The organism is Simiaoa sp., from assembly GCF_051972595.1.
GTDB lineage: Bacteria > Bacillota > Clostridia > Lachnospirales > Lachnospiraceae > Acetatifactor > Acetatifactor hominis.
This window is the reverse complement of the sequence record NZ_JBOKRY010000008.1, coordinates 60,845-73,793: the sequence shown is the minus strand read 5'-3', so window position 1 is coordinate 73,793 and position 12,949 is coordinate 60,845. Positions and strand designations below refer to the sequence as shown.

The 12,949-nt window shown below is 48.6% G+C and carries 13 protein-coding genes; 5 read left to right on the top strand and 8 right to left on the bottom strand.

Annotated features, from left to right (window positions below):
• Window positions 1–14 precede the first annotated feature (14 nt).
• The 6 genes from ACTRDR_RS04920 to ACTRDR_RS04895 all read right to left on the bottom strand — a co-directional run bounded on the left by ACTRDR_RS04920 (window position 15) and on the right by ACTRDR_RS04895 (window position 4,153).
• Window positions 15–230: a Maff2 family protein gene (locus ACTRDR_RS04920; protein WP_009906233.1), complete on the bottom strand. Its 216-nt coding sequence runs from the start codon at window positions 228–230 to the stop codon at window positions 15–17.
• Window positions 231–415: 185 nt separating this feature from the next.
• Window positions 416–586 (bottom strand): hypothetical protein, encoded by a 171-nt coding sequence (locus tag ACTRDR_RS04915; protein WP_179860393.1) that lies wholly within the window; start codon window positions 584–586, stop codon window positions 416–418.
• The gene (locus ACTRDR_RS04910) at window positions 579–2,369 is read right to left on the bottom strand and encodes a VirD4-like conjugal transfer protein, CD1115 family (protein ID WP_097771237.1); all 1,791 of its coding nucleotides are present in this window, start codon (window positions 2,367–2,369) and stop codon (window positions 579–581) included. Before ACTRDR_RS04910 ends, ACTRDR_RS04915 begins: the two co-directional genes overlap by 8 nt.
• The gene (locus tag ACTRDR_RS04905) at window positions 2,366–2,848 is read right to left on the bottom strand and encodes a PcfB family protein (RefSeq protein WP_440526372.1); all 483 of its coding nucleotides are present in this window, start codon (window positions 2,846–2,848) and stop codon (window positions 2,366–2,368) included. The genes ACTRDR_RS04910 and ACTRDR_RS04905 overlap by 4 nt, the downstream gene beginning before the upstream one ends.
• Window positions 2,849–2,941: 93 nt before the next feature.
• Window positions 2,942–3,160 (bottom strand): DUF5348 domain-containing protein, encoded by a 219-nt coding sequence (locus tag ACTRDR_RS04900; protein WP_004611927.1) that lies wholly within the window; start codon window positions 3,158–3,160, stop codon window positions 2,942–2,944.
• A gap of 24 nt (window positions 3,161–3,184) precedes the next feature.
• Window positions 3,185–4,153: a DUF6017 domain-containing protein gene (locus ACTRDR_RS04895; protein ID WP_097771238.1), complete on the bottom strand. Its 969-nt coding sequence runs from the start codon at window positions 4,151–4,153 to the stop codon at window positions 3,185–3,187.
• A gap of 674 nt (window positions 4,154–4,827) precedes the next feature.
• On the opposite strand from ACTRDR_RS04895, the gene xylB reads away from it, so the two are divergent.
• The 4 genes from xylB (at window position 4,828) to ACTRDR_RS04875 (ending at window position 8,622) form a co-directional block, all read left to right on the top strand.
• Window positions 4,828–6,297, top strand: a complete 1,470-nt coding sequence (gene xylB / locus ACTRDR_RS04890; protein ID WP_440526371.1) for a xylulokinase — start codon at window positions 4,828–4,830, stop codon at window positions 6,295–6,297.
• An 88-nt stretch (window positions 6,298–6,385) separates the two neighbouring features.
• The gene (locus tag ACTRDR_RS04885; protein WP_440526370.1) at window positions 6,386–7,027 is read left to right on the top strand and encodes a DUF4867 family protein; all 642 of its coding nucleotides are present in this window, start codon (window positions 6,386–6,388) and stop codon (window positions 7,025–7,027) included.
• Window positions 7,014–7,145, top strand: coding sequence for a hypothetical protein (locus ACTRDR_RS04880; protein ID WP_440526369.1), 132 nt, complete (start codon window positions 7,014–7,016; stop codon window positions 7,143–7,145). The genes ACTRDR_RS04885 and ACTRDR_RS04880 overlap by 14 nt, the downstream gene beginning before the upstream one ends.
• Window positions 7,138–8,622 (top strand): L-fucose/L-arabinose isomerase family protein, encoded by a 1,485-nt coding sequence (locus ACTRDR_RS04875; RefSeq protein ID WP_440526368.1) that lies wholly within the window; start codon window positions 7,138–7,140, stop codon window positions 8,620–8,622. The genes ACTRDR_RS04880 and ACTRDR_RS04875 overlap by 8 nt, the downstream gene beginning before the upstream one ends.
• A gap of 244 nt (window positions 8,623–8,866) precedes the next feature.
• Here ACTRDR_RS04875 and ACTRDR_RS04870 read toward each other — a convergent pair whose 3' ends face one another.
• Complete coding sequence (locus ACTRDR_RS04870) at window positions 8,867–9,424, bottom strand: hypothetical protein (protein ID WP_440526367.1); 558 nt, start codon at window positions 9,422–9,424, stop codon at window positions 8,867–8,869.
• A gap of 193 nt (window positions 9,425–9,617) precedes the next feature.
• On the opposite strand from ACTRDR_RS04870, the gene ACTRDR_RS04865 reads away from it, so the two are divergent.
• Window positions 9,618–10,982 (top strand): MATE family efflux transporter, encoded by a 1,365-nt coding sequence (locus ACTRDR_RS04865; RefSeq protein WP_440526366.1) that lies wholly within the window; start codon window positions 9,618–9,620, stop codon window positions 10,980–10,982.
• Here ACTRDR_RS04865 and ACTRDR_RS04860 read toward each other — a convergent pair.
• Complete coding sequence (locus ACTRDR_RS04860; protein WP_440526365.1) at window positions 10,903–12,885, bottom strand: glycoside hydrolase family 2 protein; 1,983 nt, start codon at window positions 12,883–12,885, stop codon at window positions 10,903–10,905. The genes ACTRDR_RS04865 and ACTRDR_RS04860 overlap by 80 nt on opposite strands.
• Window positions 12,886–12,949 lie beyond the last annotated feature (64 nt).

Below are 12,949 nucleotides of genomic sequence, written 5' to 3'. Positions count from 1 at the left end.
TACCCTCCGTAAACTTATCCGAACAGACCGGAAAGAAGCGGTACAAGGATAGTGCCAATAAGGGCAACGCCGCCGCCCGCCATAAGCTGCTTAATGCCCTGTGATTTTGCACCTGGGTTGTCGTTTCCATATCCCTCTAAGAGGTTGATAACGCCCCAAATGCCTAAGCCTGCGCCCAGTGCGATAACAAGGGTCTGTAATACGTCGATAGCAGAGTTAAAAAATTCCATAAAGCTCCTTTCTGCCGCAAATGCGGCTTGCCCCATAAAAGGGCATAAAAAACGGCGGTCAGTTTTGTAACTGCCGCGGTCATAAGTCCCCGCGCTGCCTATGTGTCTGCCGCGCGGCGGTATTCAGTTGTTAGCGATAGGAATTTTTGTAGGGGCGCGTATTCTGTAAGTTATCTGTTTCTTTGTTACTGCGTCAATTCCTCCTTTCGCTGCTGCTCATACAGGGTTTCACACCGTTTTACAAACTGCCGGATAGCTGCCTGTCGCTGTTGCTCCCGTCGCTCGGCAATGAAAATAAGCCCGTTTATGGCTTCTGTGATTTTCTTATCCTGTTTCTTTCGGATACGTCTATTCATGGGCGGTGTCCTCCTGCAAATCTGCTTCGCTGATTTCGTAATAGTCAAAGGGTTCGTCCGGCTTCACAAGGGCGGGTCTGCGTCTTAAATGCTTTTCCATATCAAAAGTATTTTTCTTGTCATAGTCGGACAGGTATTTATAGTTGGGGTGTTTTGTAATGTCGTACTTATCAGAGAAGAACGGGCGCACCCCTCGTAGCTGCAAGATACATTTCCCGCCGTCCATGACTGCTATTTCATCTTCCGTCATAAGCTGCTTGCCTAACTTCTGATAGTTCAGTCCATGTGATACCTCCCGCCCCCGGTTCTCGGAAGTGTTGAAGCTGTCAATGGTTTCTTTCCCCAAGATTTCCGACATTTCTTTGAGGGTGGTTTTCTCCTTGCCGCCCAAGAACAGGGTGGTGTCGCAGTTGCCGGCTATGGTATCGGCGTTGTCCTTGTAAATGGCTTTTAGCTGCGACTGGCTCTGCAAAATGATTGAAGCGGAGATTTCCCGGCTTCGTATGGTGGCTATGAGCTTTTCAAACTTCGGTATCTGCCCGATATTTGCAAACTCGTCTAACAGACAGCGCACATGGACTGGCAGCCTGCCGCCGTATTCATCATCTGCCTTGTCGCAAAGCAGATTGAAAAGCTGCGTGTAAAGAATACTCACAACAAAGTTAAATGTATCGTCGGTGTCGGAAATGATAACAAACAGGGCGGTCTTGCGGTCGCCTATGGTGTCAAGCTCCATTTCGTCGGTTTCCATAAGGTCGCGCAGCTCTTTAATGTCAAAGGGGGCAAGCCGCGCACCGCAGGAAATGAGGATAGAGCTTCTTGTCTTTCCCGCAGATAACAAAAATTTCTTATACTGCCGGACGGCAAAGTGTTCCGGGTCTTTTCCCTCCAACCGTTCAAACATAAGGTCAACGGGGGACTGAAATTCCGGGTCGTCCTCGCGGGCTTCCGACGCATTTATCATTTCAAGCAGCGTCGTGAAGTTCTTTTCTTCCTCCGGGGCTTCGTACCAAATGTAGCCGATAAGGGCGCAGTAAAAGAGCCGTTCCGATTTTACCCAAAAATCCTCCCCGGCTTTTTCCCCGTCCCCTTTGGTGTTGGCAATCAAAGTGTTTACCAGTTTCAAAATGTCTTTCTCGCTGCGGAGATAGGCAAAGGGATTGTATTTCATGCTTTTTTTGAAGTTAATCGTGTTCAGCACTTTTATCCGGTAGCCGCCCCGATGCAAGAGCCTCCCGCACTCGACTAAAACCGTACCTTTCGGGTCAGTTACAACGTAGCTTGAGTGCATTTGCATTAAGTTGGGCTTCACGAAAAATCTCGTCTTGCCGCTGCCGCTTCCCCCGATAACAAGGATATTTTTATTCCTTGCATACTTCGGCTGCTTTGGGCGGCTGTTCATGGTAAGCCGTTCCGTCTGTGTCAGCAGCACATTATTTTGAAATACCGGGTCGGTGTAGGGCTTAATATCTTCGGCAGTCCCCCAACGGGCAGAGCCGTATTCGATACCTTTGCGGTATTTCTTCGCGTTCTTGCCTTTTACATAGACAATCAGCCGGATAAGGACAGCCCCCACAATACCGATAAGCAAATCCATACGGGCAAGGCTCGGAAGCGGATTTGTAAAGGCAGCGGAAAAGCCGTCTGCAAGGGAAAGCACCTTGCCGGACAGGTCAGCCCCCGGCGCAAGGCGTACCGCCTGCCCGACTTTATCAAAGAGATACACAAAGAGCAGATAGGGAATGTTGGGAAGCAGCAGCTTTTTCCAGTTGATAGCGTTCATCTTGCAATCCCCCTGTCTTTGTTTTTTACTTTGTCCCGCTGCGCGTTCAGAGCCGCCGCCTTTTCTTTGAGGGAAACAATCAGCTTGCGGATAGAGGGCTTTTGTTCCTGCGTCAGCTTCTTTGCGGAAAACTCCTTAAAGGCTGCGGTCAGTGCGTCCGCGTCCCGTCCCTTGAAAAACACAAGATAACGGGGCGGGGTTTCGGTGCTGTCTTTCTTTAGGGCAAAGTCAATCCCGTATTTTTTCGCCGTACTCTCAAAGGCTTTGATATTGTCCTTTGTGATTTCAATGTTGGAAATGCCCGCGTTCTGCTTCATAAGCTGCTTTAGGGTCTGCTTTCCATGCGGGATTTTCTGTCTGTCATGCTGCTTTTTCATCTGTGCAAGCAGGGCTTTCATAGCCTTTTGGAGCTGCTGTGCCGTCAGCTTCCCGGTCTTGATGTAAAGGGCTATGGTCTTTTCGTTAGTTTCCTCCTGCAATGGGTGTCCTCCTTTCGTGTTCTATGGTGGTATGCCCGCCGCCGGGAAGCGGGGCGGGCATGAAAAAAGAGCGTCCGCTTTCACGCCGCCCTGTTAAATCCGTACCCGCAGCCCGGAAAGGTCTGCCGCCCGAATACCCACAAGATACCAGTTGTCCCCGTACTCCATACGGGTCGGCTTCCATTTGCCCCGCACAAAGACCTCCATGCAGTCGCCGCAATGCAAGCCCCCGTAATAGTCGTTTACGTCAAAGCGAATGTCGTAGCGGTCAGCGGTTTCATCAAAAATCAAAGCTCCTGTTTTCTGTGTCATCATAAAATCCTCCTTTGGGTTGGTTTACAGGCTTTCGCCCTCGTTGCAGGTGTAATCGGGTATGCCCTTGCTTCTTGCCGACTGGATAGTACGCCCGCCGTACATATCGTGAGATACAAGGGACGTGTAATAGTTGCCAATCGTAGACGGGGCATTGAAAAGGGCAGCTTTCATGTACTGCTTGATGTTGCGGATTTTGGTGGTGTTTTCCTGCATACAGTCCAGTACAAAGCGGATATGTTCGCTGTTCAGTTTCATAAATTTTGCTTTTACAAGCTCTGCCGGGTGGTCGTCCCCGGCGATACGGATTGTTCTTCGTTTGGTGCAGACAGTTTCAAGAATAAGGGCAAGGATTTCCTCTATCCTGTCCCGGTCAAGGTATCTATCCTGTATCAGATAGTCGTACTCGATATTGTCCTTGATGATTTCCTCATACACGCTATATGCGTCTGTCGTTTCCTTTCGCTTCCGTTCCGGCGGCTGTGCCGCGTCCTCTAAGGGAGAGGGATTTAGGGAATGGAAAGGAATGGAATGGGTACTTGATATATCTGTATTTAATTTTTCTTTTGTTGGTAAGTTAGTCTTTAATAGTTCTTTATTTAATTGCGTTGGATTTTCCAACGTAGGTTTTTCCAACATAGGCTTTTCCAATGTTGGATTATCCAATGTTGGTTTTTCCAATGTAGGTAAATCCAACTTAGGCGGCTGCTCATAGATAACATACGTTGTACCGCGTAAGCATCCTTTCTCATCACGTTCCCTTGAACGCTGTATATATCCGGCATTTTCCAGTTCCCGTACTGCTTCCCGGATAGCGTCAATCTTTTCCCGGTTGATAAGGGACAGTCCTGCAAGGGTGTAGTCCCAATCTTCGGGAAGTGAGAGCATTTGCGACAACAAGCCCTTTGCCTTTAAGGAAAGCTCCTTGTTGCGTAAATGGTGGTTGCTCATAACGGTATAACCTTTGTTCTTTTCCACGCGGAAAACTGCCATAGCTTCGTCACTCCTTTTCGTTGGATTTGTTACGCAGTAGAAACGCGGTTTTGAGGGAAAAGGTATCAACCCTTGTCTTTCTCATTTCCACGCTCTAAGAGCCGCATAAATCAAGGCTTTGTTTGCCCTTACTGCATAACACGAGGGCATAAAAAAAGCAGCGTTCCTGTTCTCCTGTGTAGGAGTGAGAAACGCCGCCTTATAGGTGGTGCTTATTTTATTTTTTCTTTTCGACGTGCCGCGTAAGGTGGTGCAGCGGTCTATCCGGCAGTCCGCAGGTGCTTTTTGCATATCAAGGCTCAATTCATTAAAAGTAGTAAATGAGTAGTAAAATCAATCTGCAAACCTGCGAATATGCCTGCAAATCAAGCATTTTTCAAGACAATCAACTAATTTGTTATAAAAATATCACAATTTCCACATAAAGTCAATGAATGCTGCGTGTTTGTCCGAGCACGGTTTGGATGGACGGACATCGGGAACATACAGCTTCGCTTTTTTGAGAAAATCATAGAAAACATAAAACTTCTACTTGAAAATATTTCTCACAGCAGTTATGATTAAAATGTAACGTGCACGAGCACATAGAGGAGGAACAGAAGTAAACCGTAAACATAAATAAAATGAAACTTATGGGACAGAAAATGCAGTACAGATAAAATGGGAGGAAGAGCATGTTATATATTGGAATTGACCTTGGTACGTCAGCGGTAAAGCTGCTGTTAATGGATAGTCAGGGGAATATTTGCAATATTGTATCCCGGGAATACCCCTTATATTTCCCGCATCCCGGCTGGTCGGAACAGAATCCTCAGGACTGGTATGAACAGACTATGGAAGGCATCCGGGAACTTTTAAAAGATGCAGACAAGAATCAGGTGGCAGGCATCAGCTTTGGCGGACAGATGCACGGACTGGTCCTCCTGGATGAGCAGGATCAGGTGATTCGCCCGGCGATTCTTTGGAATGACGGCAGAACCACCGAGGAATGTGACTACCTGAACAACGTGATCGGCAAGGAGAAGCTGTCGGAGTATACCGCAAATATCTCCTTTACCGGTTTTACCGCACCAAAGATCCTCTGGGTGAAAAAGAATGAGCCGGAGAATTTTGCAAGGATCAAAAAGATCATGCTTCCGAAGGATTACATTGCGTATCGTCTGACCGGAGTACATTGTACGGATGTATCGGATGCTTCCGGTATGCTCCTGTTCGATGTGAAGAATCGTTGCTGGTCGAAGGAGATGTGTGAGATCTGCGGTGTGAGCGAAGATCAGCTGGCGACCTGTTATGAAAGCTATGAAAAGGTGGGCTGCGTATTGCCTGAGGTGGCAGATGAACTGGGACTTCCGCACAAGGTAGTGGTAGCGGCGGGAGCCGGAGACAATGCGGCAGCAGCTGTGGGAACCGGAACGGTTGGGGATAATATGTGTAATATTTCTCTGGGAACCAGTGGAACGATTTTTATCTCTTCCAATCATTTCGGTGTGGATCAGAACAATGCCCTGCATTCTTTTGCTCATGCAGACGGACATTACCATCTCATGGGTTGCATGTTAAGTGCTGCATCCTGCAATAAGTGGTGGATGGATGAGATCATCGGAACGAAGGATTACGCCGCGGAGCAGGCACAGATCAGTAAGCTTGGCGAGAATCATGTCTATTTCCTGCCGTATCTGATGGGTGAGCGTTCTCCACATAACGATCCCAATGCCAGAGGTACCTTTATCGGCATGACCATGGACACCTCAAGAGCCGATATGACCCAGGCAGTATTGGAAGGTGTAGCATTTGCCTTGAGAGATTCTCTGGAGGTGGCAAAATCTTTGGGGATCCATCTGGAACGGACCAAGATCTGCGGCGGAGGAGCGAAGAGCCCGCTGTGGAAGAAAATGATCGCCAACATTCTGAATCTGAAGGTGGATGTGATTGAGAGTGAAGAGGGTCCGGCCATGGGTGGTGCCATGCTGGCAGCGGTAGCCTGTGGCGAATATGCAAGTGTGGAAGAGATTGCGGAGAAGTTTGTGAAAGTCACCGGAACGGTAGAACCGGATCCGGAGCTGGTAGCGAAGTATGAAGATCGTTATCAGAAATTCCGCCAGATCTATCCGGCATGCAAGCCGCTGTTTGAGATTATTAAATAACATCGTAGAAAAATCAAACAACGACATAACAAAATGAACCTCGCTATTTTCAGATTGTGCTATAATAGAGAAAGGCTGGTAGAGTAGAATGAAAATTTTGTCAGTAAAGGATCCTGCGTTTCGAAAATACGGCAGAGTGATCACCAACGTGAATTTCACAGAACTGGTGGAGGAGATGAAGAAGACTCCGATTCCCGAGGGAGTGGTATATGAGCCCGGGATCAACGCACTGGAAGCACTACCTGTGAAAAAAGAACTGGAGACGGTCACCTACGGAGAGACGCCCATACAGATCGGCTATTGTAATGGTCATAATTCCAAATTAAATGCTGTGGAATATCACAGAAGTTCTGAGATCAATGTGGCAGCTACGGATGCCATTCTGCTCCTCGGACAGTTGGCAGATGTGGCAGAGGATTTTACCTATGATACTTCTAAGATGGAAGCATTTTTAGTACCGGCGGGTACCGGTGTGGAAGTCTTCGCTACTTCTCTGCATTATGCCCCCTGCGGTGTGGACGGTCAGGGATTTCAGGTGGCAATTGTATTGCCCCAGGGCACTAATTATCCGCTTCAGGGAACCCATCAGAAAGTGGATCATGGCCGCGCACCCAGTGAGGATGCACTGCTTGCCGCTACGAATAAGTGGCTGATCGGTCATGCAGAGGGCGGACTTCCCGAGGGAAGCTTTATCGGACTGATTGGAGAAAATTTGGATGTCAGCAAATAATGTTGGCAGAATAAAAAGATTTGAACGCCGGAAGCTTCCTGCATGGATGCAGGACGGCGGTAAAATAAATGGTATAGAGAAAAAGAAAACGAAAACAGGAGGATTACAAAATGAGTAATTTACCCGAAGTAAAAATTGGCGTTGTGGCTGTCAGCCGTGACTGTTTCCCCGAGAGCCTTTCCGTGAACAGAAGAAAAGCTCTGATGAAGGCTTATACTGAGAAGTACGGCACCGACAGTGTCTATGAGTGTCCCGTATGTATCGTGGAGAGCGAGATCCATATGGTACAGGCGCTGGAAGATATCAGGAAGGCAGGCTGTAACGCACTGTGCGTATATCTGGGCAACTTCGGCCCCGAGATCTCCGAGACCTTACTGGCAAAGCATTTTGACGGTCCTGCCATGTTCATCGCGGCAGCAGAAGAGACCCAGAACGATCTGGTAGGAGGCAGAGGCGATGCTTACTGCGGTATGCTGAATGCCAGTTACAACTTAAAGCTTCGTAATATCAAGGCTTATATCCCTGAGAATCCTGTGGGAACCGCAGCAGAGTGCGCAGATATGTTGCATGAGTTCATTCCCATTGCAAGAGCTATCGTGGGCTTAAGCGACCTGAAGATCATTTCCTTCGGTCCCAGACCTTTGAACTTCTTAGCTTGTAACGCACCGATCAAGCAGCTGTACAATCTGGGTGTGGAGATCGAGGAGAACTCCGAGCTGGATCTGTTCGAAGCTTTCAGGAAGCATGACGGAGATGAGAGAATTCCGGCTAAGGTAAAAGAGATGGAAGCAGAGCTGGGCGCAGGCAACCACAAGCCCGAAGTACTGCCGAAGCTTGCTCAGTATGAACTGACTCTGCTTGACTGGATCGAGGCGCACAAGGGGTATCGTAAGTATGTAGCGATTGCCGGTAAATGCTGGCCTGCATTCCAGACTCAATTTGGTTTTGTACCCTGCTATGTGAACAGCCGCCTTACCGGTATGGGTATTCCTGTATCCTGTGAGGTAGATATCTACGGCTGCTTAAGTGAGTTCATCGGAACCTGTGTCAGCGCCGATGCCGTTACTCTGTTAGACATCAACAACACCGTTCCCGATGACATGTACGAAGAGTCCATCAAGGGCAAATTCAACTATACGCACAAGGATACCTTCATGGGCTTCCATTGCGGCAATACCAACTCTAAGAAGCTGACCTCCTGCAACATGAAGTACCAGATGATCATGGCAAGAACCCTTCCCGAAGAGGTGACCCAGGGTACTCTGGAAGGAGATATTGTTCCCGGAGACATCACCTTCTACCGCTTACAGTCCACCGCGGACAACAAGCTGCGCGCATACATTGCACAGGGAGAAGTCCTTCCCGTAGCTACCAGATCCTTCGGTGGTATCGGTATTTTCGCTATCCCCGAGATGGGACGTTTCTATCGTCACGTACTGATCGAGAAGAACTTCCCTCACCACGGTGCCGTAGCTTTCGGACACTTCGGCAAGGCTCTGTACGAAGTATTCAAGTACATCGGCGTACCCGTAGAGGATCTGAACTTTAACCAGCCGAAGAGCATGCTGTATCCGACCGAGAATCCTTTTGCATAAAAAGAACTTAAGTAACTGGCAAGTTAACGAACTTATTGGCTAGCCATCCGTAGCCTCGATTGCATATAAGAAACGCTGACATCGTTTCCACTCGGAAACAGAGCGCAGCGGCACATAAGCGAGGAAAGTACCCTCGCTAAGTGCCGGCGTCTGTTTACGGTCAGCTTATTCTTATATGCAACCGGGGCTACTGGTTTTCTGGCAACTTTAGAAACGCAGAACTCCCGGGAGTTCGTCCGGTTAGTTAACTAACTTGCCATTTAGCAGGAGATTTCTTCCGGGCTTTCACAACATACACAATGGCGATCGCCACATCCGCACAGTAGATAAAACATCCGATCCCCATGAAGATGGCACCCGGCAGGGAGACAAGCCTTTCTTTGCGCATGCGAATACTGCAGCCGATGGAACTGATGCCGGTGAGCAGGATCGTCAAAAGATCAATGAGTACTGCCCACAGGAGAAAGCCGATGCCCCAGACACTCATGGCAAGTCCGATGAAACCCAGGATAAAGTGCATGATATAAGCAGGAATCTGAATTCCTTTGATGATCAGGTTCATCCGGGCAGCCTGCCCTGCAGTCAATTTTCCCCTGGCGGTCTGTACCGCATTGACGATTACGATGACAAAGGAATACAGGTTATAGATGACTGCGATGATAAGCAGGACAAGCAGGGAGATATCCGTGGTATCCTCTGGCAGTACGCCTACAAACAGGAAGAAGACAGCAAGAATCAATACATAAATATAAGGATAGATAATTACAGGTATCATTTTCAGATATTTCAAAAATTCGTTCATGACAATTCCCCTCTCATAATAACAATGCTTGTAAAAAAATGACAAAAAGAGTATAGCAAAAAAATATAAAATGTGCAAAAAAAGATATTGCTTTTTTGGAGCGCCGCGTATATACTCTCAACGATAGAAATAACAGGAAACACTGATAAATTCAGTGCTTGCGGTTGATTTGAAAAATGGAGAGGTTATTACCATGACGAAAGATCTGACAAAAGGAAGCCCCATGAGACTTATCATCAGCTTTGCTGTGCCGTTATTATTCGGATTTTTATTCCAGCAGTTCTATAATCTGGTAGATACCATGATCGTAGGACGGTTTCTGGGAGTAGACGACCTGGCAGCGGTAGGCTCTACCGGTTCCATCAACTTTCTGGTGATCGGTTTCTGCATGGGTGTCTGCAACGGATTTGCTATCCCCGTATCTCATAAATTCGGTGCCGGAGATTATGTAGGTATGCGGAAATATGTGGCGAACTGCGCCTGGCTGGGACTGGCATTTTCCGTGGTTATGACGGTCGTGACGGCAATTCTGTGCCGGGATATTCTGGTATGGATGAAGACCCCTTCCAATATTATTGATGGGGCTTATGATTATATTTTTATTATTTTCATCGGTATCCCTACTGTGTATCTGTATAATATCGTGGCAGGTGTGATCCGCGCTACCGGCGATAGCAAGACTCCTGTGGTATTTTTAGTGCTGTCTTCCATTATTAATATTGTGCTGGATCTGTATTTTATCATATCCCTGCACATGGGCGTGGCGGGGGCAGCCTGGGCTACGGTGATTTCCCAGGGCGTCTCCGGTGTGGCGTGTCTGGTCTATATGGTGAAAAAGTTCGAGATCCTGCGGATCCGCAGGGAAGAATGGAAAGCGGACGGGCATATGATGATGGTGCTGTGCGGCATGGGTGTTCCCATGGGATTACAATATTCCATTACCGCCATCGGCAGCGTGATCTTACAGACTGCAGCCAATACCTTAGGTTCTGCGGCAGTTGCGGCCATGACTGCAGGCGGTAAGATCGGCAATTTCTTAGCCTGTCCTTTTGATGCCATGGGTTCTACCATGGCGACCTACGGTGGACAGAACGTGGGAGCCGGCAAACTGGATCGTCTTGGCAAGGGCCTTAAATCCTGCGTACTGTTGGGGGTAGGATACTCTGTGATCGCATTTTTGATCGCCGTATTTTTCGGCGGTCCGCTGGCACAGCTGTTCGTGGACAGCGGCGAAGCAGAGATCATTGCCAACGTGCGTGCTTTCCTGTTATGGAATACGGCATTCTACATTCCACTTGCACTGGTGAACATTGTCCGTTTCCTGATCCAGGGTATGGGTTTCCCGAAATTCGCGATTTTAGCGGGTGTCTTCGAAATGATAGCAAGATCATTAGCAGGCTTTGGACTGGTGCCCATCATCGGCTTCACCGGGGTATGTCTGGGCAGCCCCATTGCCTGGATCATGGCGGATGCATTTCTTATTCCGGCTTATTTTCATGTGAGTAAGGTGCTGCAAAAGAGGATGGCGCCGCAAAAGGATGCCCCACAGGCAGTTTGACGATGCGTCGGTCGTAAGTCACCAGACCGTTGACCTCTTCCTCTACATCGGAGAGCTGCGTGTATACCGCACCGCTCAATCCTTTTGAGATCAGAGGAAATAATTGTCTGGAAAATAACTGCTTCAAGGCAGCAGCCATCTCCTCCGGAGTGTCATATTTCTGGTATCCGTAGACGCGGTCCACGCTGGAATGCCCATCGATATGGCAGGCGTAGCCACCATATTCCGAGATAACGAAAGCCCTTTTTCCATCCAATTTAACCTGTAACGGACGGAAATAATTATGAATACTGCGGAAATCCCCGCCTTTCTGGTCGAACCAGCCGCTGGCATGGTCTACCGGACGAGTGGGGTCTTTTTTTGCCACCATTTTCGCGATACGGGCGGCATCGAACTGCCCCCAGCCTTCGTTAAACGGTACCCACACGGCGATGGAAGGCACGTTGTACAGATGGTCAATAGTGTCCAGACATTCCTGCTCCCAGCTTTTCCGGCCTTCTTCGGAGCTACGGGAGAACAGTTCGTAATGATTGTCCTTCGTGTGGGCGGACATGTGGGGGAACAGTGTTGGCATATAGCATACCCAGGGCATATGATAGGTAGAGCCACCGCTGACCATATCCTGCCATACGATCATTCCCAAACGATCGCAGTGGTAATACCATCGCAGGGGTTCGACCTTGATATGCTTCCGGAGCATGTTGAATCCCAGCCCTTTTGCGAGGCTAATATCATAGACAAAAGCCTCATCGCAGGGAGCAGTCATCAACCCGTCGGACCAGTAGCCCTGATCCAGGATCCCGTGGAGAAAATAGGGTTTGTGATTCAGACAAAAACGCAAAATCCCCTTGGAATCCTTTTCGACGGAGAAACATCGCATGGCAAAATAACCATCCACGGTATCCGCATCGGCGTTCAAGGTAAAAGGATACAGCCAGGGGTGTTCCGGGCTCCAGGGCTTGAAATTCACCGGCTCCGGTGCATCCGCGGGAACCGTAGCGGAATAGGTGATACTGGCGGGAAAAGAAAGTACTACCGTGGTATACGTGAGTCCAAAGGGATCCGTCTGCTCGGAAAGTTTTCGCAGCCGCAGCCGCACCGGTGTGTCTTTTGGCGTGTCAGACCCGTCGCAGGAGGGGGCACTTACCTGGAATTCCAGATGTTGAAAAGGCTTCGGAGAACACAGAACGAAGGTTACGGAAGCCTTGTTGTACTCCGGAGTGATCTTATAATTGATCACATAGTTTTCCGGAACCCATTCGTACCAGACACTCTGCCAGATGCCGCTCTGGGCGGTGTAGAACATGCCGCCGCGGTTCAGGGTCTGCTTGCCTCTGGTGGCGTAACCGGTGTCGGTCAGATCCCGGACTTTTACATAGAGAGATACCGGATCTGCGTTTACATATTCTGTGATGTCTAAGGAAAAAGGAAGGTAGCCGCCGCTGTGAGTGCCGAGCTTCGTTGTGCCGAGGAAGACGGTTGCCTCCTGATCCACCGCGTCAAAATGCAGAATGCAATGCATATTTTCCTCTTTTTGAGAAAGCTCTTCCGTGGAAAAAGAGAGTTCCCGGTGATACCACAGGTATTCTTCAGGTTCCAGCCGTCTGTTTACTCGGGAAAGCAGGGATTCCGGAGAAAAAGGAACCCGGATGGAACCCTGAGAGGTAAAATACGCAGGATCTTCCGAAGAACTACTCCCGTCTGCGGGCACAAAAGCATATTCCCAGAGACCATTTTGCGTATGGTAATCTGTCCGTCTCATCTGCGGACGGGGATATTCCGACAGGATATCATCATAAGAACCGGATCGCATCAGCAATTCCCCCCAGGGAGTAAAGAGGGGATGCAGGGTATCCTCCGGGTGTGCCTGATTCAGATTCGCAGCAGCATCTTTTAAGTTCATGCGAAAACCTTCTTTCCTAAAATAGATTATTTATAGTATACTACATTTGGAAAGCATAGCACAT

Coding starts and splice junctions, on each gene's coding strand:
- ACTRDR_RS04920 (WP_009906233.1), bottom strand. CDS start 230: ATGGAATTTTTTAACTCTGCTATCGACGTATTACAGACCCTTGTTATC.
- ACTRDR_RS04915 (WP_179860393.1), bottom strand. CDS start 586: ATGAATAGACGTATCCGAAAGAAACAGGATAAGAAAATCACAGAAGCC.
- ACTRDR_RS04910 (WP_097771237.1), bottom strand. CDS start 2,369: ATGAACGCTATCAACTGGAAAAAGCTGCTGCTTCCCAACATTCCCTAT.
- ACTRDR_RS04900 (WP_004611927.1), bottom strand. CDS start 3,160: ATGACACAGAAAACAGGAGCTTTGATTTTTGATGAAACCGCTGACCGC.
- ACTRDR_RS04895 (WP_097771238.1), bottom strand. CDS start 4,153: ATGGCAGTTTTCCGCGTGGAAAAGAACAAAGGTTATACCGTTATGAGC.
- xylB (WP_440526371.1), top strand. CDS start 4,828: ATGTTATATATTGGAATTGACCTTGGTACGTCAGCGGTAAAGCTGCTG.
- ACTRDR_RS04885 (WP_440526370.1), top strand. CDS start 6,386: ATGAAAATTTTGTCAGTAAAGGATCCTGCGTTTCGAAAATACGGCAGA.
- ACTRDR_RS04880 (WP_440526369.1), top strand. CDS start 7,014: ATGTCAGCAAATAATGTTGGCAGAATAAAAAGATTTGAACGCCGGAAG.
- ACTRDR_RS04875 (WP_440526368.1), top strand. CDS start 7,138: ATGAGTAATTTACCCGAAGTAAAAATTGGCGTTGTGGCTGTCAGCCGT.
- ACTRDR_RS04870 (WP_440526367.1), bottom strand. CDS start 9,424: ATGAACGAATTTTTGAAATATCTGAAAATGATACCTGTAATTATCTAT.
- ACTRDR_RS04865 (WP_440526366.1), top strand. CDS start 9,618: ATGACGAAAGATCTGACAAAAGGAAGCCCCATGAGACTTATCATCAGC.
- ACTRDR_RS04860 (WP_440526365.1), bottom strand. CDS start 12,885: ATGAACTTAAAAGATGCTGCTGCGAATCTGAATCAGGCACACCCGGAG.